General features: G+C 71.6%; 21 protein-coding genes and 1 riboswitch. Of the genes, 10 read left to right on the top strand and 11 right to left on the bottom strand.

What is annotated here, in order from left to right; genetic code table 11:
* Positions 1 to 5: 5 nt before the first annotated feature.
* Positions 6 to 986 (top strand): DNA-binding protein WhiA, encoded by a 981-nt coding sequence (gene whiA / locus BUB75_RS25670; RefSeq protein WP_073260377.1) that lies wholly within the window; start codon positions 6 to 8, stop codon positions 984 to 986.
* A gap of 45 nt (positions 987 to 1,031) precedes the next feature.
* On the opposite strand, the gene BUB75_RS25665 is transcribed toward whiA, so the two are convergent.
* Positions 1,032 to 1,853, bottom strand: coding sequence for a methyltransferase domain-containing protein (locus tag BUB75_RS25665; protein WP_178379978.1), 822 nt, complete (start codon positions 1,851 to 1,853; stop codon positions 1,032 to 1,034).
* A gap of 121 nt (positions 1,854 to 1,974) precedes the next feature.
* On the opposite strand from BUB75_RS25665, the gene BUB75_RS25660 reads away from it, so the two are divergent.
* Positions 1,975 to 4,803, top strand: coding sequence for a helix-turn-helix transcriptional regulator (locus tag BUB75_RS25660; RefSeq protein ID WP_073260375.1), 2,829 nt, complete (start codon positions 1,975 to 1,977; stop codon positions 4,801 to 4,803).
* Here the strand turns inward: BUB75_RS25660 and BUB75_RS25655 are convergent.
* A complete protein-coding gene (locus BUB75_RS25655) occupies positions 4,781 to 5,074 on the bottom strand; it encodes an SCO4225 family membrane protein (RefSeq protein ID WP_073260374.1) in 294 nt (97 codons plus the stop codon). The genes BUB75_RS25660 and BUB75_RS25655 overlap by 23 nt on opposite strands.
* A gap of 182 nt (positions 5,075 to 5,256) precedes the next feature.
* Here BUB75_RS25655 and BUB75_RS25650 point away from each other — a divergent pair, with 182 nt between their 5' ends.
* From BUB75_RS25650 to BUB75_RS25620, 7 genes are all read left to right on the top strand, one after another.
* Positions 5,257 to 5,757, top strand: coding sequence for an NADPH-dependent FMN reductase (locus BUB75_RS25650; protein WP_073260373.1), 501 nt, complete (start codon positions 5,257 to 5,259; stop codon positions 5,755 to 5,757).
* Entirely contained in the window at positions 5,754 to 6,260 is a 507-nt protein-coding gene (locus BUB75_RS25645) for a flavin reductase family protein (protein WP_218617756.1), read from the top strand. Before BUB75_RS25650 ends, BUB75_RS25645 begins: the two co-directional genes overlap by 4 nt.
* A gap of 69 nt (positions 6,261 to 6,329) precedes the next feature.
* The gene (locus BUB75_RS25640; protein ID WP_073260371.1) at positions 6,330 to 8,906 is read left to right on the top strand and encodes an Hsp70 family protein; all 2,577 of its coding nucleotides are present in this window, start codon (positions 6,330 to 6,332) and stop codon (positions 8,904 to 8,906) included.
* A gap of 212 nt (positions 8,907 to 9,118) precedes the next feature.
* On the top strand, positions 9,119 to 10,123 hold the full coding sequence (gene gap / locus BUB75_RS25635; protein ID WP_073260370.1) for a type I glyceraldehyde-3-phosphate dehydrogenase: 1,005 nt from the start codon (positions 9,119 to 9,121) through the stop codon (positions 10,121 to 10,123).
* 4 nt (positions 10,124 to 10,127) lie between these two features.
* On the top strand, positions 10,128 to 11,327 hold the full coding sequence (locus BUB75_RS25630; RefSeq protein WP_073260369.1) for a phosphoglycerate kinase: 1,200 nt from the start codon (positions 10,128 to 10,130) through the stop codon (positions 11,325 to 11,327).
* 1 nt (position 11,328) lies between these two features.
* Positions 11,329 to 12,132 carry a triose-phosphate isomerase gene (tpiA, locus tag BUB75_RS25625; protein ID WP_073260368.1) on the top strand — a complete coding sequence of 268 codons (804 nt, stop codon included), beginning with the start codon at positions 11,329 to 11,331 and terminating at the stop codon, positions 12,130 to 12,132.
* A gap of 59 nt (positions 12,133 to 12,191) precedes the next feature.
* Complete coding sequence (locus tag BUB75_RS25620; RefSeq protein ID WP_073260367.1) at positions 12,192 to 12,815, top strand: thiamine diphosphokinase; 624 nt, start codon at positions 12,192 to 12,194, stop codon at positions 12,813 to 12,815.
* 29 nt (positions 12,816 to 12,844) lie between these two features.
* Here BUB75_RS25620 and BUB75_RS25615 read toward each other — a convergent pair whose 3' ends face one another.
* From BUB75_RS25615 to BUB75_RS25580, 8 genes are all read right to left on the bottom strand, one after another.
* Entirely contained in the window at positions 12,845 to 13,558 is a 714-nt protein-coding gene (locus tag BUB75_RS25615) for an ABC transporter permease (protein ID WP_218617755.1), read from the bottom strand.
* 9 nt (positions 13,559 to 13,567) lie between these two features.
* Positions 13,568 to 14,524, bottom strand: a complete 957-nt coding sequence (locus BUB75_RS25610) for an ABC transporter ATP-binding protein (RefSeq protein WP_073260366.1) — start codon at positions 14,522 to 14,524, stop codon at positions 13,568 to 13,570.
* Complete coding sequence (locus BUB75_RS25605; protein WP_073260365.1) at positions 14,521 to 15,387, bottom strand: ABC transporter permease subunit; 867 nt, start codon at positions 15,385 to 15,387, stop codon at positions 14,521 to 14,523. Before BUB75_RS25605 ends, BUB75_RS25610 begins: the two co-directional genes overlap by 4 nt.
* The gene (locus tag BUB75_RS25600; RefSeq protein WP_073260364.1) at positions 15,384 to 16,313 is read right to left on the bottom strand and encodes an ABC transporter ATP-binding protein; all 930 of its coding nucleotides are present in this window, start codon (positions 16,311 to 16,313) and stop codon (positions 15,384 to 15,386) included. Before BUB75_RS25600 ends, BUB75_RS25605 begins: the two co-directional genes overlap by 4 nt.
* A gap of 198 nt (positions 16,314 to 16,511) precedes the next feature.
* Entirely contained in the window at positions 16,512 to 17,081 is a 570-nt protein-coding gene (locus tag BUB75_RS25595) for a Uma2 family endonuclease (RefSeq protein ID WP_143175399.1), read from the bottom strand.
* A gap of 133 nt (positions 17,082 to 17,214) precedes the next feature.
* Positions 17,215 to 17,808, bottom strand: a complete 594-nt coding sequence (locus BUB75_RS25590) for a Uma2 family endonuclease (RefSeq protein WP_073260362.1) — start codon at positions 17,806 to 17,808, stop codon at positions 17,215 to 17,217.
* Between the two features lie 216 nt (positions 17,809 to 18,024).
* The gene (locus BUB75_RS25585; RefSeq protein WP_218617754.1) at positions 18,025 to 20,115 is read right to left on the bottom strand and encodes a 3-hydroxyacyl-CoA dehydrogenase NAD-binding domain-containing protein; all 2,091 of its coding nucleotides are present in this window, start codon (positions 20,113 to 20,115) and stop codon (positions 18,025 to 18,027) included.
* A complete protein-coding gene (locus BUB75_RS25580) occupies positions 20,112 to 21,314 on the bottom strand; it encodes a thiolase family protein (protein WP_073260361.1) in 1,203 nt (400 codons plus the stop codon). Before BUB75_RS25580 ends, BUB75_RS25585 begins: the two co-directional genes overlap by 4 nt.
* A gap of 243 nt (positions 21,315 to 21,557) precedes the next feature.
* Positions 21,558 to 21,648: riboswitch (ZMP/ZTP riboswitch) on the top strand.
* Positions 21,649 to 21,707: 59 nt separating this feature from the next.
* On the opposite strand from BUB75_RS25580, the gene BUB75_RS25575 reads away from it, so the two are divergent.
* A complete protein-coding gene (locus BUB75_RS25575; RefSeq protein ID WP_218617753.1) occupies positions 21,708 to 22,964 on the top strand; it encodes a serine hydroxymethyltransferase in 1,257 nt (418 codons plus the stop codon).
* 49 nt (positions 22,965 to 23,013) lie between these two features.
* Here the strand turns inward: BUB75_RS25575 and BUB75_RS25570 are convergent, their stop codons facing one another.
* The gene (locus tag BUB75_RS25570) at positions 23,014 to 24,288 is read right to left on the bottom strand and encodes an HRDC domain-containing protein (RefSeq protein ID WP_084741775.1); all 1,275 of its coding nucleotides are present in this window, start codon (positions 24,286 to 24,288) and stop codon (positions 23,014 to 23,016) included.
* Positions 24,289 to 24,459: the final 171 nt, after the last annotated feature.

Below are 24,459 nucleotides of genomic sequence, written 5' to 3'. Positions count from 1 at the left end.
CAGCGATGGCGATGACGGCCGCGGTCAAGGACGAGTTGAGCCGGGTCGCGATCACCAAACCCTGTTGCCGGAAATCCGAGATGGCCGCGTTGCTCCGGTTCGCCGGTGGGCTGCACATCGTCGCCGGCCGGGTCGTGGTCGAGGCCGAACTCGACACCGGCAACGCCGCGCGTCGGCTGCGGCAGAGCATCGCGGAGGTCTACGGGCACGGCAGCGAGGTGCACGTGCTGACCGCGGGTGGCCTGCGCAAGACCAGCCGGTACATCGTCCGGGTGGTCCGCGAGGGTGACTCGCTGGCACGACAGACCGGGCTGCTCGACGTCCGCGGACGGCCGGTGCGCGGGCTGCCGCCGCAGGTCGTGTCCGCGGCGGCGTGCTGCTCGGAGGCGGCGTGGCGGGGTGCGTTCCTCGCGCACGGCTCGCTCACCGAACCCGGGCGCTCGGCCGCGCTGGAGATCACCTGCCCCGGTCCGGAGGCTGCGCTGGCGCTCGTCGGCGCGGCCCGGCGGATCGGCGTCACCGCGAAGGCGCGCGAGGTGCGCGGCGTCGACCGGGTCGTCGTCCGGGACGGGGACGCGATCGGGGCACTGCTCACCCGGATCGGTGCCCACGCCAGCGTGCTGGCGTGGGAGGAGCGGCGGATGCGCCGCGAGGTGCGGGCCACCGCGAACCGGCTCGCGAACTTCGACGACGCGAACCTGCGCCGGTCGGCCCGGGCCGCGGTCGCGGCAGGCGCGCGGGTGGAGCGGGCGATGGAGATCCTGGGCGGCGACGCCCCGGAGCACCTGCTCGCGGCCGGCCGGCTGCGGCTGGCGCACGGGCAGGCGTCGCTGGAGGAACTCGGGTCGCTGGCCGACCCGCCGCTGACGAAGGACGCGGTGGCCGGCCGGATCCGGCGGCTGCTCGCGCTGGCCGACAAGCGCGCCCACGACACCGGCGTGCCCGACACCGAGGCCAGCGTCACCCCGGAGATGCTCGCGCCCTGAGCAGCGAGGTTCCCGGGAAGACCGCTGGTCTTCCCGGGGGACCGCCTAGCGGGACTTCCAGACGCCGAGCAGCAGCGGCCAGAGCAACGGTCGCTCCGGATGCGCGGCGACGTCGCGGTCCAGCGCGGCGAGCGTGTCGGTGGCCGCCTCCTCGGTGGTGACGCCATGGGCCAGCGCCACCGGGAGCAGGCTGCGATACGTCTGCTCGACCATGATCCGCGACCGTTCCAGCGTCTCCAGCCGCCCGACCACGTCGGTGCCGTCCGGAGCGTCGATACCGGCCCGAGCCAGCAGGTCCGGCAGACCCGCGCCGATCCGCGGGTCGGCACCGGCGGCGGTGAACGACTCGATGATCACGCGGGTGATCTCCTCGACGCTGTCGAGCGACGGCCGGACGCAGACCGGACCGACGTCGTACTCCTGGACGACGAGGTGGCCGCCGGGCGCGACCGCCTCCCACAGCCGGCGCAGCACGGCGACGCGCTCCGGGAGGTGGAACAGCAGCAGCCGGGCGTAGACCAGGTCGTACGGTCCGCCGGGAACCGGCTCGTCCGCGCTCAGGTCGTGCGTCTGCACCGTGCACTGCCCGTGACCGGCCTCGGACAGCATCGTCCGGGTCAGGTCGCCCAGCGCCGGGTCGATGTCGAGGCCGACCACCCGGCCGGTCGGACCCACCCGGCGGGCCAGCAGCAGCATCGTCTCGCCCGGTCCGCAACCGGCGTCCAGGCAGCGGGCCCCTTCCGCGACGCCGATCCGGTCGAAGAGCCGGTCGGTGGCGGCTTCCCAGCCCCGGGCCTGCGCGCGCAGGCGCTCGTACTCCTGCGGTGTGTGCCCCAGCGAATAGCGCTCGGCCGTCGTCGTGTTCATGCGCGGTGCCTCCGATCCCCGTTGGGTGTCGACACCGAGGGTTCGCTTCCGCGCGGTGGCCCACATCGTGGTACCCACCGTCATCTTTTGGAGGGGTCGGCTGCCCGCGTACCGTCGGTCCGTGCCTCGCGTACTACTGCAACGCGATGCGGAGCTGGCCGCGCTCGGCCGCCAGCTCGCCGAAGTGCGCTCGGGAGCCGGCCGGGTGATCGTCGTCGAGGGACAGGCCGGGATCGGGAAGTCCAGCCTGCTCGCCGCGGTGGCCGGCGCCGCGGGCGAGTCGGGCGTCCGGACGCTGCGCGCCTGGGGTGGCCCGCTGGAGCACGACGCCGGGTGGGGGATCGCGCGGCAGCTGTTCGCGCCCGTGCGCGACGGTCCGGAATGGTCTCGGCTGGCGGTCGGAGCGGCCGGGCTCGCGCGCCGGGCGCTGGACGCCGACGACGCCGAACCCGCGCTGGCCGGGGACGCCGTGCACGCCGCCGCACACGGCCTGACGTGGCTGGCCTGCGGGCTGGCCGAGCGCGCACCGACGCTACTGACGATCGACGACGTGCACTGGGCGGACGCGCCGTCGCTGCGCTGGCTGGCCCAGCTCGCCCGCCAGCTCGCGGAACTCCGGCTGGGGATCCTGTGCGCGGTGCGGGCCGGTGAACCACCCGCCCAGCCGGAGCTGCTGGCCGAGCTGTTGGCGGTGGCCACCGAACCGCCGGTGCGGCCCCGTCCGCTCGGCCCAGCGGCGGTGAGCGCCCTGGTCGGCCGGCGGCTGCCGGGCGCCGGTCCGCTGTTCGTCGACGCCTGCCACGCCGCCAGCGCGGGCAACCCGTTCCTGCTCGGCGCGCTGCTCGACCACCTCGTCGCCGAGGGAGTCGAGCCCGCGGACGAGATCGCCGGACAGCTCGGCGACTTCGGCCCTGAACAGGTCGCTCGCAGCGTCGAACGTCAGCTGGCCAGGCTGCCGTCCGGAGCGGGGGCCCTGGCCAGGGCGTTAGCCGTGCTCGGGCGGGCCGCGCCGCTGCGGCAGGCGGCGGTGCTCGCCGGTGTCGACGCCGTGGAGGCCGCCACGTTCGCCGATCAGTTGCGCGCCGCCGGATTACTCGAGCGCACCACCGAAGGGCTCGGGCTGGCACATCCCCTCGTCGCCGCCGCGCTCTACGACGCGCTACCCGCCGGCGAGCGAGCGGCCAGGCATGCCGGAGCGGCCCGTCTGTTCGCCGGCGAGGACGCCGACCCGGAGCTCGTCGCGCTGCACCTGCTGCGCACCGAACCCGCGCGGGACCCGGCGACGGTCGAGACCCTCTGCGTCGCCGCGGAGCGCGCCGGTCAGCGCGGCGCGCTGGAGAGCTCGGTCAGCTTCCTCCGGCGCGCGCTGGCCGAGCCGCCACCCGACCGGCGCGGCGAGGCCGACGTCCGGAGCCGCCTGGGCCTGGCCCTCGCGGTCGGCGTCGAACCGGAGGCCCCGGATCTGCTGGCCACGGCGGTCGAACTCGCCCCCTCGGACGATCAGCGGGCGCGGATCGCGCTCTCCGGTGCTCGCGCGCTCGGCCTGGCCGGGCACTTCGACGACGCGGTCCGGCTCTGCCGCGCCGGGCTCGGGACCCCGCACACCGCGCCGAACGAGCTGGTCATGCGGCTGGACGCCGAACTGGTCTGCAACGCCTGGCTGGACGTGGCGACCGTCGCCGAGGCACGGGAGCGGCTGCGCGCCGCGATGGCCGCCCGGCCGGAACCGGGACTGTGGAACGTCCTCGCGGCCTGGGACGCGATCTGCGCGGCGCGCCCGGCGTCGGAGCCGCTCGCGCTGCTGGCGCCGGTGCTCCCCGAGCTGGACCACGAAGAGGACTCGCTGCTCGCCACCGTCGCGCGGCTCACGCTGATCATGTGCGGCGACCTCGACGCGGCCGAGGAACGGTGCGACGGACTGATCGACGTCGCACGCCCCCGCGGGTGGCTGATCGCGCTCGCGCACGCGAGCCTCGCCAGGGCGATCCTGCTGGTGCAGGCGGGCCGGGTCCGCGACGCCGAGGTCGACGGCCGGCTCGCGTTCGCGTTCAAGCTCGTCAACAGCCCGCTCCCGGCCCTGCTCTGGTCGCTGTTCTCCCTGGTGGAGGCGTTGATCGAACTGGACGAGCCGGACCAGGCCGCAGCGGCGCTCGACCGGGTCGGGTTACTCACCGACGCACCGCCGCCCCACGCGCTGGCGTCACCGCGGGTGCTGGAGAGCAGGGCCCGCCTCCGGCTGGCGGAACACCGGCCCGCCGACGCGCACGCGGACCTCGTCACCGCCGCCGACGGCTGGCGCGCGCTGGGGATCGAGCACCCGACGCTGGCAGCCTGGCGGGTGGGGGACTGCGCGGCGCTGACCGCGCTCGGCGATCCCGGCGGAGGCCGCCGGCTGGCCGAGGCCCATCTGGAGCTGGCCGACCGGGTCGGGCTCCCCGGGCCGCGTGGTGCGGGTCTGCGCGCGCTGGCCATGACCGTGGACCGCCGGACCGCGGTCGACCTGCTCGGGCAGGCGGTCGAACTGCTGGCGGACGCGCCGGATCAGCTGGAACACGTCCGCGCGCTGGTCGACCTCGGGGCCGCGCTGCGGCGAGCCAACCAGCGCGCCGAAGCTCGGGAGCAACTGAGCCGCGCGCTGGCGTGCGCGGAGCGCCTCGGCCTGCGCCGGCTGGCCCGCCGTTCCCGGGCGGAGCTGCGGGCGGCAGGCGCCCGTCCACGCCGGACCGCGGTGTCCGGGCTGGCGGCGCTGACGCCCGCCGAACACCGTGTCGCGACGCTCGCCGCGCAGGGCGAGAGCAACCGGGAGATCGCACAGCAGCTGTATGTGAGCCGCCGGACCGTCGAGACCCACCTGACCCACGTCTTCCAGAAACTGGGCCTGGCGACCCGCGCGGACCTCGTGGTCCTTCTCAGCGGGCCGGGTCTCGTCAGTGGGCCGGGCGACGCCTGACCAGCGAGACCAACCCACCGATCAGGACCGCGTTGACGAACGCCCCGAGAGCCACGCCACCGAGCAACGCCGGACCGGCGGCCGAGTCCGGCGCGAGCACGCCGAGGAACGAGAACGGCAGCGTGACGAAGATCAACCAGACGGCTGCCAGGTTGGCGTCCGGCTGGTCCCAGGTCACCAGGCTGACGGTGACCAGCGCGGCCACCACCGCGACGCCCGCCAGGTAGGCGCGGGAGAACCAGTTACCGAAGGCGAGTCGAAGAATTCGCATGCGTTCACCTTCGCCGGGATTCATTCGTCCGGCGTGAGTGCTTGTACTCAGAGGCAGTGCGCAGTCCGACCCCGTCACGCCATGACGAAGCTCGCAGAAAGTGTCGATGCTCCGTAACCCACGGAGCCCGTCCGGTCCGGTACCGATAAGAGGCGACGCGACGAGCAGTAGGGAGATGTTTGATGAAGGTGGCAGTGGTCGCTGGAAACCCGAAGCCGCAGTCGCGGACGCTCGACGCCGCCACCCGGGTCGCCCGCGAACTGACCGGCCAGGACCCGGACGTCGTCGTGGACGTCGTCACGCTCGGCGCCGGGCTGCTCGGCTGGGGCGACGCCGGGGTGGCCGCCGCGGTCGAGTCGGTGCGGTCGGCGGACGTCGCGGTCGTCGCCAGCCCGACGTTCAAGGCCACCTACACCGGAGTGCTCAAGCTGTTCCTCGACCAGTTCGCCACCGCCGAGGGCCTGGCGGGTGTGGTCGCGGTACCGGTGATGCTCGGGGCGGGTCCCGGCCACGCGATGGCCCCGGACCTGCTGCTCAAGCCGGTGCTCGTCGAGCTCGGGGCGTCCTGCCCGACGCCAGGCCTGTACCTGATCGACTCGACCTACACCGAGAGCTCCGCGATTGCGGACTACGCCAAGCGGTGGTCGGGCGCGGTGGCAGGCACCGTCTCCGGCCTGCGATGAGGGACGGCTCCGCGATGAGGGCGGTCGCCGGGGCAGCACCCCGGGACCTGCGGAACGTCTACGGCGCGTTTCCGAGCGGCGTGGTCGGGCTGTGCGCGGTCGTGGACGGCGTCCCGGTCGGCATGGCGGCCAGCAGCTTCGTCGCGGTGTCGATGGAGCCGGCGCTGGTGGCGGTCTGCGTCCAGCACACGTCGACGACCTGGCCGCGGCTGCGCGACCGGCCGTTCGTCGGGGTCAGCGTGCTGGGGGAGTCGCACGACCTCGCCGCCCGTCGGCTGGCGGCGAAGACCGGTGACCGGTTCGAGGGGTTGACGGTCGGCACCACCCAGGGTGGTGCGGTGCTGATCGAGGGCGCCAGCGCCTGGCTGGAGTGCACGGTCGAGCGGGAGGTCCCGGCCGGCGACCACAACATCGTGCTGCTGCGGATCGAGGCGTTCGACGTCGAGCCGGCCGTGGCGCCGCTGGTGTTCCACTCCAGCGGTTTCCGGCGCCTCTCGGCCTGAGCCCCGCGTCACAGAGTCGGATGCAAGACCCATCACCTCTCGTGGTGGGCGATCACCTAGGGTGGCTGGGTGGTCGTGGACACCTACCGGCTCGGCGTCGACTTCGGAACCTCCAGCACCGTCGCGTCGCTCCTCAGCGCGGACGGGCGGGTGCGTCCGCTGTTGTTCGACTCGTCGCCACTGCTCCCGTCCGCGGTGTTCGTCGGCCCGGACGGCGCACCGCTGACCGGTGCGGACGCCGAGCGTGCCGGCCTGGGTTACGCGTCGGGCCTGGAGCCGAACCCGAAGCGCCGGATCGACGACGGCACGCTCTGGCTGGGCGAGCGGGAGATCAGCGTCGCCGATCTGGTCAGCGTCGTGCTCCGGCGCGTCGCCGAGGAGGCGTACCGGGTGACCGGCGGCCCACCGGGAAGCATCGTGCTCACGCACCCGGCGGCCTGGGGACAGACCCGGCTCGGCGTGCTCACGTCCGCTGCCGAACGCGCCGGTCTCGGCCGGGTCGAGCTGATCCCGGAACCGGTGGCCGCCGCCGCGTACTTCGTGCGCGTGCTGGGGCACCAGTTAGCCGGCGAACGCTGCCTCGTCGTCTACGACCTGGGCGCAGGAACGTTCGACGTCAGCGTCGTCCGGCCGGTGGGGGCGGGGTTCGAGGTCGTCGCCTCCGCGGGCCTGCCCGACGTCGGAGGGCTCGACCTGGACGCGGCGGTCGTCGCGCACGCGCGCGGGCTGACCGGCGGCGCGAGCGCGGCCTGGGCGCAGCTGGACTGGCCACAGACGCTGGCCGATCAGCAGGCGCGGCACGCGCTCTGGCGGGGCGCGAAGGCCGCGAAGGAGCAGCTGTCCCGGCATCCGGCGACCGACCTGCACGTGCCGCTGGTGAACACCGGCGTACGCCTCACCCGCGAGGAGTTCGAGAAGCTCGCGACGCCGCTGCTGGACCGCACGTCCGCGTTGACGTTGAGCGTCCTGCGTACCGCCGGGATCGCGCCGGAGCAGGTCGGCGGAGTGCTGCTGGTCGGCGGGTCGTCCCGGATCCCGCTGGCCGCCACGCTGCTGCACCGGACGCTGCGGATCGCGCCGACCGCGCTGGACACGCCGGAGCTCGTGGTCTCGGAGGGAAGCCTGCACGCGGTGGTGGCCGCGGCGACCACGGTGATCGAGCCGCCGACCGAAGTGCTCCCGCCCGGTCCGGTCGCGCCGCGATCCCCAGCGGGGCCGCCGACGCAGGCGGTGTCTCCGCCGACCCAGCCGCTGTCACCCTCGGGTCCGCCGCACCTCTACCCGGCCGATCCGACCCCGGTCTCCGGCGGCCAGGCCGCCCACGGCGGCCCGGCTCCGGGCAGCCAGACCGGCCACGGCGCTCCGCCCGGGCACGGCGGCCCGCCCGGCCACGGCGCTCCGCCCGGCCACGGCGCTCCGCCCTTCGCGGGGCCGGTCTCGCCGGTGGCCGGCCAAGGCTGGGCGTCGCAACCGACCCCCACGCACCCGACCCCCGCGCACCCGACCCCCGCGCACCCGGCCACCGCGCACCCGGGCCCTGCGGGTCCGGCGGGTCCGGGCCCGGCCGGTCCAGGGTCAGCCGGGACGCCCCCCGCTCCCGGCAAGGCCTGGTGGCGCAAGCGGACGGTCCTGATCGGAGCCGTCGCCGCGGTCGTCGTGCTGGCGATCGGCGCGACGCTCGTCGTCATCCTCCGCGACCCGTGGGTCGAGAAGCCGATCACCGGCGCGACGTCCGCCGGAACCCTGGCGAAGCAGAAGGACGCGCTCAACGCGGTCGCGTTCAGCCCGGACAGCACGCTGCTGGCCAGCGCGGGCGACGACGAGGCGATCCGGTTCTGGGACGTCGAGAAGCGCACGGAAACCGGGCTCGCGCTGACGAGCTTCGACTACGACGTCGACGCGATCGTCTTCGACGCCGAGGGCAAGCGGCTGGCGTCGATCAGCAACTACAAACCGCGGGTCTGGGACGTCGAGAACCGCCGGGCGGCCTCGGATCCGCTCGACGCCGAAGGCACCTACATCTACCTGATCCGGTTCAGCTCGGACGGTGAGTCGCTGTACGGCGTCGACACGGCGACCACCGTGCGCACGTGGAAGGCCACCGGCGACGGTGCCGTCGTGGACCAGGCGGATCGCGTGTCCGGCACCCCCACCTCCGTGTCGCTGTTCTCGCTGAGCCGGGACGGCAGCAAGCTCGCCGCGGTCAACGACGGCCTGCGGATCTACGACGTCGAGAGCCGGAAGCAGACCGCCGGAGTGCTCAAGCCGGAGAAGGACGACTACTTCAACCTCGACCGGCTCGCGTTCAGCCCCGACGGAAAGATCCTGGCGGCGGTCAACAGCTACGGGAACTCGATCGTGCTCTTCGACGTCGCCTCCGGCCGTGCGCTCGGCGCCGACCTCACCGGCCACACCGACCGGATCTCCGCGCTGGTGTTCACGGCTGACGGGAAGTATCTGGCCAGCGCCGCCGCCGACAAGACGATCAGGCTCTGGGACGTTCAGGGCAGGAAGGCGATCGGTTCGCCGCTGAAGGGTCATTCCGACGCGATCTCCGGTCTGACGTTCAGCCCCGACGGGAAGTACCTGGCCAGTTGCAGCGACGACAAGACGATCCGGCTGTGGGAGCTGACCCGAGGCGACTGACCGAGCGCTCACCCGCCGTGACCAGGGGTGGGGACACCGCGGGCCGGTCCGGCACGAACTGGACGCTGAATCGATTCGGCGGGACCGGTACGATGTCACCCGCGGCTCATCGATAGGCTCGACAGCGAGATCGGCACGACTCGACGGGGGCACCGGCGGATGACGGGCCGGTCGCACCGCACCGCAATTCTCACTTCGGCGAGGGAGTACGCGTGACCATCCGGGTAGGCATCAACGGGTTCGGACGTATCGGGCGCAACTTCTTCCGTGCCGCGCTCGCATCGGGTGCAGACATCCAGGTCGTCGGGGTCAACGACCTGACCGACAACGCAACGCTGGCGCACCTCCTGAAGTACGACAGCATCCTCGGTCGCCTGCCGCACGACGTGAAGGCGAGCGCGGACGAGATCTCGGTCGGCGGCCAGACGATCAAGGCCCTGGAGGAGCGCGACCCGGCCAAGCTGCCCTGGGGCGACCTGGGTGCCGACGTCGTGATCGAGTCGACCGGCTTCTTCACCGACGCCACCAAGGCCAAGGCGCACATCGACGGTGGCGCGAAGAAGGTCATCATCTCGGCGCCCGCCAAGAACGAGGACGTCACGGTCGTGATGGGCGTCAACCACACGGACTACGACCCGGCGTCGCACAACATCATCTCGAACGCCTCCTGCACCACGAACTGCCTCGGCCCGCTGGCCAAGGTGCTGAACGACGAGTTCGGCATCGTCAAGGGCCTGATGACGACCGTGCACGCGTACACGCAGGACCAGAACCTGCAGGACGGCCCGCACAAGGACCTCCGCCGCGCACGCGCCGCCGCGCTCAACGTCGTCCCCACCAGCACCGGAGCCGCGAAGGCGATCGGCCTCGTGCTGCCGGAGCTCAAGGGCAAGCTGGACGGTTACGCGCTGCGGGTGCCGATCCCCACCGGCTCGGCCACCGACTTGACCGTCGAGCTGAGCCGTGAGGCGTCGGTCGAGGAGATCAACGCCGCCTACCAGGCCGCGGCCGAGGGCGCGCTCAAGGGTTACCTGTCGTACAACAGCGACCCGATCGTGTCGTCGGACATCGTCACCGACCCGGCGTCCTGCATCTACGACGCGCCGCTGACCAAGGTGATCGGCAACCAGGCGAAGGTCGTCGGCTGGTACGACAACGAGTGGGGTTACTCGAACCGCCTCGTCGACCTGGTCAACTACATCGGAAAGTCGCTCTGAGAACGTGAAGACCCTCGACGACCTGCTCGCCGAGGGCGTTGAGGGGCGGCGCGTGCTCGTGCGCGCCGACCTCAACGTCCCGCTCGACGGACAGAAGATCACCGACGACGGACGGATCCGTGCCGTCCTGCCGACGATCACCGCGCTCCGCGACGCCGGCGCGAAGGTGGTCGTCTTCTCCCACCTCGGCCGCCCCAAGGGCGCGCCGGACCCGAAGTACTCGCTGGAGCCGGTCGCCGAGCGGCTCGACGAGCTGCTGGGCGCGCCGGTCGCGTTCGCGTCCGACACGGTCGGGCCGCAGGCCCAGGAGATCGTCGCCGGGCTCGGCGACGGCGGTGTCGTGCTGCTCGAGAACCTTCGGTTCAACAAGGGCGAGACCAGCAAGGACGACGCCGAGCGCAAGGCGTTCGCGGAGCAGCTGTCGCACTTCGCCGGTCGCGACGGCGCGTACGTGGACGACGCGTTCGGCGCCGTGCACCGCAAGCACGCGAGCGTCTACGACCTGGCCGAGCTGCTGCCCGCGTACGCGGGTGGCCTGGTCCGCCGTGAGCTGGAGGTGCTGCAGACGCTGACCGGCGACCCGGCTCGGCCGTACGTCGTCGTGCTCGGCGGCAGCAAGGTCTCCGACAAGCTCGGCGTCATCGACGCGCTGCTGCCGAAGGTCGACACGCTGCTGATCGGTGGCGGCATGTGCTTCACGTTCCTGGCCGCGCAGGGCCACGGCATCGGTGGGTCGCTGCTGGAGCAGGAGATGATCGACACCTGCCGCCGGCTGCTGTCCGAGGGCGGCGACAAGATCGTCCTGCCGACCGACGTCGTGCTCGCCGACGACTTCAGCGCGGACGCGAACACGAAGGTCGTCGCGGCCGACAAGATCGAGGAAGGCTGGAAGGGCCTGGACATCGGCCCGGCCTCGGTCGAACTGTTCGCGGGCAAGCTCGCGGGCGCGAAGACCGTGTTCTGGAACGGCCCGATGGGCGTGTTCGAGCTGGCGCCATTCGCGGCGGGCACGCGCGGGGTGGCCGAGGCAGTGGCCTCGGTCGACGGGCTGACGATCGTCGGCGGCGGCGACTCGGCTGCCGCGGTGCGCCAGCTGGGGATCGACGAGTCCCGGTTCGGGCACATCTCCACGGGCGGCGGTGCCTCGCTGGAATTCCTGGAGGGCAAGGAACTGCCCGGCGTCGCTGCGCTCGGGAAGGCGTGACATGGCCAAGAAGGTGACGTTCGAGCGTCGTCCGCTGATCGCGGGCAACTGGAAGATGAACCTCAACCACCTCGAGGCGATCGCGCTGACGCAGAAGGTCGCGATCAGCCTCACCGAGGAGCAGCTGGCGCTGGTCGAGGTCGCGGTCATCCCGCCGTTCACCGACCTGCGCAGCGTGCAGACGCTGGTCGACGGCGACAAGCTGCACCTCGTCTACGGTGCGCAGGACCTGTCGCCGCACGACTCCGGCGCCTACACCGGGGACATCTCCGGGTCGATGCTGGCGAAGCTCGGCTGCACCTACGTGGTGATCGGCCACTCCGAGCGGCGCGAGTACCACCACGAGGACGACACGGTGGTCAACGCCAAGGTGAAGGCCGCCTACAAGCACGGGCTCACCCCGATCCTGTGCATCGGTGAGCGGCTCGACGTCCGCGAGGCCGCCGGGCACGTGCCGCACTGCACGGCGCAGCTCGACGCGGCGCTGGCGAAGATCTCGGCCGAGCAGGTCGCGAGCATCGTCATCGCCTACGAGCCGGTCTGGGCGATCGGCACCGGCAAGGTGGCGACGCCCGAGGACGCGCAGGAGGTCTGCGCGGCGATCCGCACCCGGCTGGCCGAGAAGTACTCGCCGGAGATCGCGAACGGCATCCGGATCCTCTACGGCGGCTCGGTGAAGGCGAAGAACGTCGCCGCGATCATGGCGCAGCCCGACGTGGACGGCGCCCTGGTCGGCGGCGCGAGCACCGACGCGGACGAGTTCGCGACGATCGCCCGGTTCCCCGAGCACGCGACGGCGAGCTGAGTACGTCGGCATGCGAATCGGCCGGCGGGGCAACTGCCCCGCCGGCCGATTCGTCCTGCGTGATCGTGGTGGCCGGGGGTGAGACACCCTCCGCCGAATTTCTGAAGGGTCTGCCCACCGACGCGTTCGTGGTGGCCGCCGACTCGGGTGTGGACGGCGCGCACGCGATCGGGCTGCGGGTCGGCCTGGCGATCGGTGACTTCGACTCGGCGTCGCCCGGCGCGGCCGAGCGGGTGGAGGCGGCCGGCGGCCGGGTCGAGCGTCATCCGGCGGCCAAGGACGCGACCGACCTGGAGCTGGCGTTGGACGCCGCCCTGGCGCTGCGCCCCGCGCGGATCGTCGTCCTGGGTGGAGCCGGCGGGCGGTTCGACCACTGGCTGGCGGTGGCGTTCCTGCTCGCGTCGCCGCTCTACGCGGGTGTCGAAGTCCAGGCGCGGTGGGCGTCCGCAACGGTCACGGTGGTGCGGACCGAGGCGGTGCTCACCGGCGAACCCGGCGATGTCGTCACGCTGCTGCCGGTGCACGGAGCGGCCATCGGCATCCGGACCGAGGGCCTGGAATACCCGTTGCGGGACGAGGATCTGCCGCCCGGCACGACCCGCGGCGTCTCGAACGTCCTGAGCGGCACCACCGCCCGGGTGGCGCTCCGCGACGGCGTCCTCCTAACGATCCAACCGCGGTGAAGGGCCGACCGTGGTCGGCCTTCACCGGCTCAGCCGGTCTCGCCGCGCACGCTGTACGCGCTGAGCCGGTCGATCGCCAGCGTGGTCGCCGCCACCGCCAGCACCGCCGTGGCCAGCACCGCGTAGAGCGCCGGGACATCGACCGACAGCAACTCGGTCGACGCCGCGCGATCACCCACCGCTGACGCGAACTGCCGGATGCTCAGCCACCGCACCCCGGACAGGATGCTGACCAGCGTGCCTTCCCAGATCACCAGGTAACCCAGGGCGATCAGCACCGGCCGGCGGCTGATGACGCTCAACGCGATGAACAGCGTGGTGTAAGCGACCGTGCCGACGAACGCCCCGACCGCCAGCCCGACGCCGAGCCGGGCCGAATCCACGATGACGCCGGCGATGAACATCGGCACCGCGGTGGCCACCGTGGTGATCCCGATCGCGACGGCCAGCTTCGTCAGCACGATCGTCCCGCGCGACACCGGTGTCGTCAGGATCGTGACCGCGCTGCCGTCCTCGAGCTCCGAGCCCAGCACGCCGGTGCCGACGATCAGCGCGATCAGCGGCAACACCACCGCGAACCCGACCTGCGTCAAGACGGCCTCGGCCCACTCCGACGGGGAGACCCCCGAGATGCGGCCGATCGACGCGGCCGCGATCAGCAGCAGCGGGAGCGGCAACAGCAGCAAGAACCGCCGTCGGCCGAGAAGGCCTCGAACAGTGATCCGCGCGATTACTCCGGACACGACAACCCCTCAGCCTGCGATGAGATACGAGAAGACGCTTTCCAGCGACTCGTCGGCGGGCAGCACCTGGTACAGCCGCACCCCGGCGGCGCGCGCCGTCGGGGGCAGCGCCAGCGTGAACGCGCCGTAGTCACGGGCCCGCACCAACAGCCCCGGCGGTTCCAGCTCGATGCCGGAGACGCACTCCAGGCCCAGCAGCGCCACGCCCAGCGCACGGTCGTCGCTGGAGGCCAGCCGGAACTCGTGCGGCCGCTGCGTCATCAACCGGCGGATCGCCCGGTGATCGCCGGACGCGGCGAGCCGCCCGGCCACCATCACCTGGATCGACTGCGAGACCTGCTCGACCTCCTCCAGGATGTGCGAGCTGAACAGCACCGTGCGTCCGGACTCGCCCATGCGCTGCAGGAGCTCCATGAGCTCCAGCCGCTGCCGGGGGTCCATGCCGTTGAACGGCTCGTCGAGCAGCAGGACGGCCGGGTCGTGCACCAGGGCGGCGGCCACCCGGGCGCGCTGGCGCATGCCCTTGGAGTAGGTGGCGATCCGGCGGTCGGCCGCGCTGCCCAGCCCGACCATCGCGATCGCCCGGTCCGTCGCGGCCCGTGGCTGCGGCAGCTTGTGCAGCTTCGCGGTGGCCTCGACCAGCTCACGGGCGGACAGGAAGCCGTAGGTGTCCTCGCGGTCGACGACCAGACCGAGCGACGCGTAGATCGCCGGGTTGCGCCAGACCGGGGCGTCGGCCAGCGTGATCGAACCGCGGGAGGGCTGCAGCAGACCGGCCATCAGATGCAGCAACGTGGTCTTTCCGGCCCCGTTGGGGCCGAGCAGGCCGGTGACGCCGGTGCCGATCGACATCGAGATGTCGTTGACCGCGACGACGTTGCCGAACCAGCGCGACACCCCGTTGATCTCGAGCACGGCCTTCGCCGGTGCGTCCGAACGCGTATCGGAGACGGTGGTCGCGCTCATGCCGGGACCTTCCGGTATCGGGCCACCAGCAGCGCGGCGCAGGCGGCGATGACGGCGACGGTGTACACCAGCAGCCACGGGCCGTGGACGACGTGGGCGTCGCTGTACTCCCACTGGCCGTCCGCGTAGAGCCACGTGCTGAGGTAGCTCAGCGCGGTCGGCGGGCTGACCATCGAGACCAGTTCGTTGACGCCCTGGCTGTTGCTCAGCTCCTCGGAGATCCCGACGGCAGGCAGCGTCACCAGGAACACCGCGACGACCGCGGCGGCGGCGACCGCCCGGCGCTTGATCAGCGACGCGATCAGCAGGCTGATCGAGGTGAGCACGAGAACGACGGTCGCCGCGTGCGCCAGGCCTGCGGCCCAGTCCCCGGCAGCGTCGGCGACGCCGCGCGCGCCGTCCTTGGTGGAGAGCGCCGTGCCGGCGAACATCAGCGTCAGCGGGCCGGCCAGCACCAGCCAGAGCGTGGTGAGCGCGCCGGTCAGCCGGGCCAGCGCGTAGTCCGAGCGTCGCATCGGCCGGGCCAGGTACAGCCCCAGGGCGCGGGTCTGCTGGTCCCGGGAGGTCAGCTCGGGCGCGACCGCGGCCAGGAGCAGGATGATCAGCGTCGACATGTTGTCGACGAACTGCGGACCGGTCATCACTTCCTCGCCGGTCTGCGCCTCGATCGCGGTGACCACGACGCCGACGCCGCCGATGAGACCGATCATCGACCAGCTGAAGATCTTCGCCTTGACGCCGCGGCCGAGGCCGAACGCGGTTCGGACGGTATGGGCGTACAGCGTGCGAAACGCGTACCCGCGGCCGAGGCGCGGCCCGGTGTACCGCTGGTACCCGAGGTCATGGATGACGCCGGTAGTCATGAGGCCCTCGCAAAGAGTTCGGCTACGCGGTGACGCCGCTGGTCCAGCCGGTGCAGTGCCAGGTGGAGATCGGCGACCGCGTCCAGGATCTGGTCGTACGTCCCGGGGTCGACCAGCGGTACGGCCACGGTGCGGCCATCTTGCGTGGCGTCCACACCGCGGGTGGACAGCAGCTCGACGAGGGCCTCCGCGTTGGAGTCGACCTCGATGACGAGTTCGTCCTGACCGGTGGTCATCGCGTCGACGCGGTCGGCGCGCAGCAGTTTGCCGCCGTCGAGAGCCACCAGGTAGTCGCAGATGCGCTCGATCTCTCCGAGCAGGTGCGAGCAGATGACGACCGTGATCCCGAACTCGGCGCCGATCCGGCGGACCAGGTCGAGCATCGCGTCCCGGCCCGCCGGGTCGAGGCCGTTGGTCGGCTCGTCGAGCAGCAGCAGATCGGGGTCGTGCACGAGCGCCTGGGCCAGCTTCACCCGCTGTTTCATGCCGGTCGAGTAGCCACCGATCTGCCGGTAGCGCTCCTCGTACAGCCCGACGTGGCGCAGCGTCTCGGACGCCCGCTCGCGGGCCGTCGCCTTCGGCAGCCCGCTGATCCGCCCGAGGTGGGTGACCAGCTCGGACGCGGAGATGTCGGGCGGCAGGCAGTCGTACTCGGGCATGTAGCCCACGCGGGCGCGAACGAGCTCGCCGTCGACGGTCGGATCGAGCCCGAGAACCTGGATGCCGCCGCTCGACGGGGGCAGCAGTCCGAGAACGATCTTCAGGAACGTCGACTTACCGGCGCCGTTCGCACCGACGAGGCCGACGACGCCGCCGGCTTCAGCGCCGGACACCACCGCGGAGTCGATCGTGACGGACAGGTTGTCGAGCGCCCGAACGCCACCGTCGTACTGTTTCGACAGGGATTGAGTCGCAATGACGGTCACGGCGCGAACTGTAGGGACCCTTAGCTCGTCGGCACATCGGGTATACCCCTGACCCGCACCCCTGGGAATCTCCGACCCCGAACATGACGAAGGCCCGTTGCCCGTGGGGGTGTCGCACGGGCAACGGGCAGCAGCCGAGCGGTGACGACCAGACCGACCCCGCCGCGATCCGGTCCGGTCGGCCGTTCGCTCGGTAACTCAGCCCCAGAGAGCGGGGTCGATCTGGATCTGGAACGGCTCGTCGGTCGTGAACAACTCGCGGTGCTCGGTGGGCTTCTCGTACGTCTTGTTGCTGCCCAGCCGGTAGGCGTACAGCACGACCTCGGGCTCGGTCTCCAACCGCAGGTAGAGCGGGATGCCCCAGGCCGCGTAGACCGCGACCTTCGTCGTGCGGTCCGGCGTGTACGAGTGCCGGGAAACCACCTCGGCGGCCAGCGAGACCTCGTGCGGGTGCGCCCAGCCGCGGTACGCCCCGCGCCGGGTCAGCTCTCGCGGCACGACGAGGATGTCGGGCGCCCGTAATTCGGCGACGACTCGACCGTCGTAGATTCGGACTTCACCCTCTTGCACCGGCCAGAACTGGCTCGGGCACTGCTCCTCGATGACGTTCGTCAATCGGCGGCACGCTTCCTGGTGCCAGAACGTCGGCCGGGGAGAGACGACCAGCCGGCCGTCCTCGATCTCGTAGTGCACGCCCTCCGGGACCTGCACCAGCTCTTCGTCGGACCATCCGTCCGGTGGTTCGTAGAGTCCTACCGCGGCTGTCATGCCGGTCACCGTAGAGACCGGCGTGCCCGTCGGTGATCCCTCCGCGTATCGGCTCACGTCTCACATGCATCATTTGGACGCCGAGCGTCTGGCAGTCTCCCCGCTCCCTACCGTCCCGCGAGTCGGCGTCGGCTCACGCCAGCTGCGAAAGCTCGAGCGGAATCGGAAACGGATCATCGGTCTCGAATACGTCGAGGTATTCCATCGGTGTCCGGTACTGACCGGTCGTTGTATCGAGTCGGTACTCGTACAGAGCGAGGCGCGGTTTGCTCTCCACTCGCAGATACAGCGGGATCTTCCATTCCGCGTACAGCGCGGCTTTCGTCATGCGATCCGTGATGCGCGATGACCGCGAAACGATCTCCAGAGCAAGCGCGATCTCCTGCGGATAGACCCAGCCTCGGTCGGCCTCCGTGGTGGTCAGTTTCGTCGGCACCACCATCAGGTCGGGCGAGCGCGATTGAGTGATCTTGTCGTTCTCGTAAACCCGGATCTCGGCCTCCGGAACCGGAGTCCATTCTTCCGGGCACTGAGAATCGAGCATCGTCGCGACGATCAGCAAGAACCTCTGATGCCACAGGGCTGGACGCGGCGACACAGAGAGAATTCCGTCCTCGATCTCGTACCGGACCTTCTCCGGCACCATTTCCAGTTCGTCCTCGGTCCATCCGATCGCCTCTTCCTCTTCTTCGAGGTGCGAATCGTAGGAGCTCGTTACTGCTGCCATGAGATCGACGCTATCGGGCTCTCCGGTCGCTGTGGGAGCCCGAAAAGTATCTGGGGAAAACTTCGTGCATATCCGCTCGCGGAGGCTTCGTTGTTGCTCGATTCGCTCGGGATCTGCCTCACTCGGCCACTCGTCGTCCACAGCTCGAAGGTTAGCTCTTGACAGCGGCGGCCCGGCACCCCTAGAGGGATGCCGGGCCGCCGGTGAATGCTCGGATCAGGCCGGGACGCTGGCTACGCCCGGAGCCAGGAATCGCTGGCCGGTCACCTTCTCGGACACACCGGCCCGGTCCAGGTACGGCGTGATCCCGCCGAGGTGGAACGGCCACCCAGCGCCGAGAATCATGCACAGGTCGATGTCCTGCGCCGCCGCGACGACGCCTTCGTCCAGCATCAGCCGGATCTCCTCGGCCAGGGCCGCCTGGGCGCGCTCGCGGATCTCCTCCGCCGACGGGCCGCCGCCACGCGGGCCGTAGAGCGCGGCCACCTCGGCGTCGACCTGCGGTGCGCCGGTCGACCAGTCGAGGAACGCGGTCTTGCCCGCGCCCACGACCTTGCGCATGTTCTCCGAGACGTAGAACCGGTCCGGGTAGTGGCCGTGCAGCGTCTCGGACACGTGCAGCGCGATCGCCGGACCCACCAGCTGGAGCAGCAGCAGCGGGCTCATCGGCAGGCCCAGCGGCTCCAGCGCCCGGTCGGCCTCGAGGAAGTCGGTGCCCTCGTCGATCGACTTCGTGACCTCGCCGAGGAAGCGGGTCAGCAGCCGGTTGACGACGAACGCGGGGGCGTCCTTGACCAGCACGCACGACTTGCCCAGCGACTTGCCGACCGCGAACGCGGTGGCCAGCGAGGCGTCGTCGGTCTGCTCGGCGCGGACGATCTCGAGCAGCGGGAGCACCGCGACCGGGTTGAAGAAGTGAAACCCGACCACACGCTCCGGGTGCGCCAGCTTCGACGCCATCTCGGTGATCGACAGCGAAGAGGTGTTCGTCGCGAGGATGCACTCCGCCGACACGACGGCCTCGACCTCGGCGAACACCTGCTGCTTGACGCCGATCTCCTCGAACACCGCCTCGATGACGAAGTCGGCGTCGGCGAACGCGTCCTTGGTCAGCGAGCCGGTGACCAGCGCCTTGAGGCGGTTGGCCTTGTCGGGGGAGACCCGGCGGCGCTCCAGCAGCTTGTCGATCTCGGCGTGCACGTACCCGACGCCCTTGTCCAGGCGCGCCTGGTCGAGGTCGGTCAGGACGACCGGAACCTCGAGCTTGCGGGCGAACAGCAGCGCGAGCTGACTGGCCATCAGACCGGCGCCGACGACGCCGACCTTCGTCACGGGCCGGGCCAGTTTCCGGTCCGGCACACCCACCGGGCGCTTGGCGCGCTTCTGGACCAGGTCGAACGAGTACAGACCGGCCCGCAGCTCGTCGCCCATGATCAGGTCGGCGAGCGCCTCGTCCTCGGCGGCGGTGCCCTCCTCGAACGTGTTCGACTTGGCAGCCGCGATCAGGTCGAGCGCCCGGTACGGCGACGGCGAGGCGCCGTGCACCTTGCCGTCGGCGAAGGCCCGTCCGTTGGCGACGGCGGCGTCCCACGCGTCGCGGTCGACCGGCTTGCGCTCGACCGTGATGTCACCGCGGAGAACACCGGCGGCCCATTCGAGGGACCGCTCGAGGAAGTCGGCCGGCTCGAACAGCGCGTCGCCGATGCCCAGGCCCAGGTACTCCTTGGGCTTGAGCATCTTGTTCTGGTTGAGCGCGTTCTCGATGATCACCTTCACCGCGCCCTCGGCACCGATCAGGTTCGGCAGCAGCCAGGTGCCACCCCAGCCCGGAACCAGCCCCAGGAACACCTCGGGCAGCGCGAGCGCCGCGGCGCCGGACGAGATCGTCCGGTAGTCGCAGTGCAGCCCGATCTCGACACCGCCGCCCATCGCCGCGCCGTTGACGAACGCGAACGTGGGCACGGACGCGTTGCGCAGCCGCGCGAACGCCGCGTGGCCGAGCCGCGCGACCTCCAGGCCCTGGTCACGGCTCGTGATGCGGGAGACGCCGCTCAGGTCGGCGCCCACCGCGAAGATGAACGGCTTGCCGGTGACCGCGATCGCCCTGACCGCGGGGGTGTGCGCCTCGATTTCGTCGAGTGCGGTGTTCAGGCTGGCCAGGCCGCCCGGCCCGAACGTCGACGGGCGCGTGTGGTCCTTGCCGTTGTCGAGCGTGATCAGCGCGATCTCGCCGTCGAGGTCCGGCAGGGTGACGTAACGGACGTAGGCGTTGGTGACGACCTCGTCGCTGAATTCAGGCGTGGTCACTTGCCACCCTCCCAGTTGGGGTTCTCCCAGATGACCGCCCCGCCCATGCCGATGCCGATGCACATCGCGGTGAGGCCGTACCGGACCTGCGGACGCTCCGCGAAGTGCCGCGCGAGCTGGGTGAAGAGCCGGACGCCGGAGGACGCCAGCGGGTGACCGATCGCGATCGCGCCACCCCACGGGTTGACGCGCTCGTCGTCGTCGGCGATGCCGAAGTGGTCGAGCAGCGCGAGCACCTGGACGGCGAACGCCTCGTTGAGCTCGAACAGGCCGATGTCGTCGATCGTCAGGCCTGCCTTGGCCAGCGCCTTCTCGGTGGCGGGCACCGGGCCGACGCCCATCACCTCGGGCTCGACGCCGACGAACGCGTACGAGACCAGCCGGGCGCCGATCGGCAGGCTCAGCTCGCGGGCGACGTCCTCGGCGGCCAGGATGCTCGCGGTCGCGCCGTCGTTGAGACCGGCGGCGTTACCGGCGGTGACCCGGCCGTGCGGGCGGAACGGCGTCTTCAAGCCGGCCAGGCCCTCGAGCGTCGTCTCCGGGCGCGGCGGCTCGTCGGCGGTGGCCAGGCCCCAGCCCTTCTCGGCGCTGCGGGTGGCGACCGTGACCAGGTCCTGCTGGATCTTGCCGTCCGCGAGCGCCTTGGCGTACTTCTGCTGGCTGCCCAGCGCGAACGCGTCGCAACGCTCCTTGGTCAGGTGCGGGAAGCGGTCGTGCAGGTTCTCCGCGGTCTGGCCCATGACCAGCGCGGACGGGTCGACGATCCGCTCGGAGAGGAACCGCGGGTTCGGGTCGACGCCCTCGCCCATCGGGTGGCGGCCCATGTGCTCGACGCCACCGGCGATCGCGACGTCGTACGCCCCGAACGCGATGCCACCGGCGACGCTGGTGGCCGCGGTCATCGCGCCGGCGCACATCCGGTCGACGGCGAAGCCGGGCACCGACTTCGGCAGCCCGGCCAGGAGCGCGGCGGTCCGACCGATCGTGAGGCCCTGGTCGCCGGTCTGGGTGGTCGCTGCGATCGCCACCTCGTCGATGCGCTCCGGCGGCAGCGACGGGTTGCGGCGGAGCAGCTCGCGGATGGTGCGAATCACGAGGTCGTCGGCGCGCGTCTCGGCGTAGATCCCCTTCGGTCCGGCCTTGCCGAACGGGGTGCGGACGCCGTCGACGAAGACCACGTCACGGCTGGGACGGGACACAGGTCCTCCACAGATTGGTGGTAACGCTGTTGATACGGCGAATGCTACTCGCCGGTAATACTGGCGGGTAACTCCACGCGGCATGTGACGCCGCACACCCGCCATGTAACAGCCGGGCGCGGCACGGCTCAGGAGCGCCTCTTCCCCGTCGCCGGGCGCGCTGAATCACGCGAAAGCGGGGTGTAACGCTGCCGTAGAGGCCGAGAACGCGTCATTCGGCGCGGCGCGGGGCACGCGATAGGCTCACGTGGTCGCGACTGGCGTAGTCGAGGTGGAACTGACCACCGGGAAGCGGCACCGACCCGTACGAACACCGTGCGCCTGGGTGGCGGGGCTGACGACACCAGTGTGTCCGGCGGGTGCCGCCGGGCCGCAGCAGCGAGGGAGCCCGCGATGCCACTGAACCAGCCCCCGACCCCCCACCTGACCGCCGAGGACCCCGAGGTCGCCCGACTCATCGACGCCGAGGCGCAGCGTCAGCAGGACACGATCCGGCTGATCGCGTCGGAGAACTACGTGTCGGCGGCGGTGCTCGAGGCAACCGGCTCGGTGTTCACGAACAAGTACTCCGAGGGCTACGCCGGCAAGCGGTACTACGAGGGCCAGCAGCTCGTCGACCCGCTCGAGGAGCTGGCGATCGCCAGGGCCAAGGCCGTGTTCGGCGTCGAGCACGCGAACGTGCAGCCGTACTCCGGCTCACCCGCGAACCTCGCGATCTACCTGGCGCTGCTGCAGCCGGGCGACACCGTGATGGGCATGGGGCTGCCGCACGGTGGTCACCTCACGCACGGCTGGAACGTGTCCGCGACCGGCAAGTGGTTCCGCGCCGTGCACTACGGCGTCCGCAAGGAGACCGGCCGCGTCGACCTGGACGAGGTGCGCGAGCTGGCGCTGCGCGAGCGTCCCAAGCTGATCTTCTGCGGCGGCACCGCCGTGCCCCGCACGATCGACTTCGCCGGCTTCGCGGCCATCGCTCGCGAAGTGGGAGCGGTGCTCGCGGCGGACATCGCGCACATCGCCGGGCTGATCGCCGGTGGCGCGCACCCGTCGCCGGTCGGGCACGCCGACATCATCTCGACGACGACGCACAAGACGCTCCGCGGGCCGCGCGGCGCGATGCTGATGTCGACCGAGGAGTACGCGAAGCCGCTGGACAAGGCGGTCTTCCCGGGCCTGCAGGGCGGGCCGCACAACCACACAACGGCGGCGATCGCGGTCGCGCTCAAAGAGGCGGCAACGCCGGAGTTCGGCACGTACGCCCACCAGGTGGTGGCGAACGCGAAGGCGCTCGCCGAGGCGCTGCTGGAGCGCGGCTTCGACCTGGTGTCCGGCGGCACCGACAACCACCTGATCCTGGCGGACCTCTCGCCGAAGGGCATCGGTGGAAAGCCGGCCGCCAAGGCGCTCGACCGGGCAGGCATCGAGCTGAACTACAACACGGTGCCGTTCGACCCGCGTAAGCCGTTCGACCCCTCGGGCATCCGGATCGGCACCGCGGCGGTGACCACGCGCGGTCTCACGACCGCGGAGATGCCGTTGATCGCCGACTTCATCGACCGCGCGGTTGCGGCCGAGGGCGACGAGCCCGCCCTCGACGCCATCGCGACCGAGGTCCGTACCCTCCTGGGATCTTTCCCGGTGCCCGCCTAGCGCACCGCCCGCTGAGAGCGTCGGCGCGCTCGCGCGTCAGCCGTCGCTCTCAGCGGGCCGCTTCCAAGAGGCCGGGGCCTACTAGGCCGATCTGCCACTCGCGGGCGCCGTGGGTGCGTAGCGCCTGCTCGATACCGTCCAGGTCCAGCGGGTCCGGCGGTGCCCAGCAGACGCGCCGCACGGTGTCCGGCGAGATCAGGTTCTCCGCGGGCAGGTTGTGCTCGGCCGCCAACGCGGTGACCATCGCCTTCGCCTTGACCAGCCGGGCCGCGGCCGCCGGATCGCGGTCGGCCCAGCGGTGTGCGGGCGGTGGCCCGTCGCCGCCGGTCGCGGTCGTCGGCAACTCGTCCTGCTTCAGCGCGCGTGACGTCGACAGCGCATCGAGCCAGGTACCGGCGAGCCGCCGGGTCGCCCGTCCCGAGTACACCGGCAGCGAGAGCAGCGCTCGCTCGTCCGGCGGGTCGGCCTGCGCCGCCGCGACGATCGCGGAGTCCGGCAGCACCCGTCCGGGCGCGAGGTCCCGACGGCGGGCGATCTCGTCCCGCGCCTCCCAGAGCGCCCGGACCCTGGCCAGCCCGCGGGCGGTCCGCACGCGGTGAATTCCGGACGTCCGGCGCCACGGCTCGGCCCGCGGTGCCGGCGGTTTACTCGCCACCAGCGCGGCGAACTCCTCCTCGGCCCAGCCCTGCTTGCCCTGCCGCTCGAGTTCCTCGGCGAGCGCGTCCCGCAGCTCGACCAGCAGCTCGACGTCGAGCGCCGCGTACGTGAGCCACTCCACCGGCAGCGGACGCGTACTCCAGTCCGCCGCGGAGTGCCCCTTCTCCAGCGTCCGGCCGAGCACCCGCTCGGTCATCGCGCCCAGGCCGACCCGCTCGAACCCGGCCAGCCGCCCGGCCAGCTCGGTGTCGAACAGCTTCCGGGGACGCAGGCCCAGCTCGGCCAGGCACGGCAGGTCCTGGCTCGCCGCGTGCAGGACCCACTCGGTATCGACGATCGCCGCGTCGACCACCGCCAGGTCGTCGAACGGCAGCGGGTCGATCAGCACCGTGCCGCCGGCCTCCGAGCCACCCCGCCGCAGCTGCACCAGGTACGCACGCTGGCCGTACCGGTACCCGGACGCCCGCTCGGCGTCCACCGCGACCGGCCCGCCCGCGGCGGCCAGCCGTGCGGCTGCCTCGGCAAGGGCCTCGGCGGTGTCGACCGGCTCCGGGGTTCCGTCGCGGGGCACCAGCAGAGGAACCGGCGCGGGAGCGTCGACAGGTGGCTCGTGGACCGGCCCGGTAGTCGGCGGCAATGCCGGCTGCTCCGTGTCGTCTGCACCCATGTTCGCCGCCTCGTTCACACCTTCACCGTAGCGAGACGTCCGGTCCCGGTGGGTGTCGGCACGCTCTGGGGTTACGCGTGGGCGTCGGATCGGCGTCAGAACACCCCCGATCGGTCGACCGGGTCGACGGCGGTCGCTACGGTGAGTTCCGGCCCTGGGAACGAGCTGTGT

The organism is Cryptosporangium aurantiacum (assembly GCF_900143005.1).
In the GTDB taxonomy this organism is placed as follows: domain Bacteria; phylum Actinomycetota; class Actinomycetes; order Mycobacteriales; family Cryptosporangiaceae; genus Cryptosporangium; species Cryptosporangium aurantiacum.
This window is presented reverse-complemented; position numbering and strand designations above follow the sequence as displayed.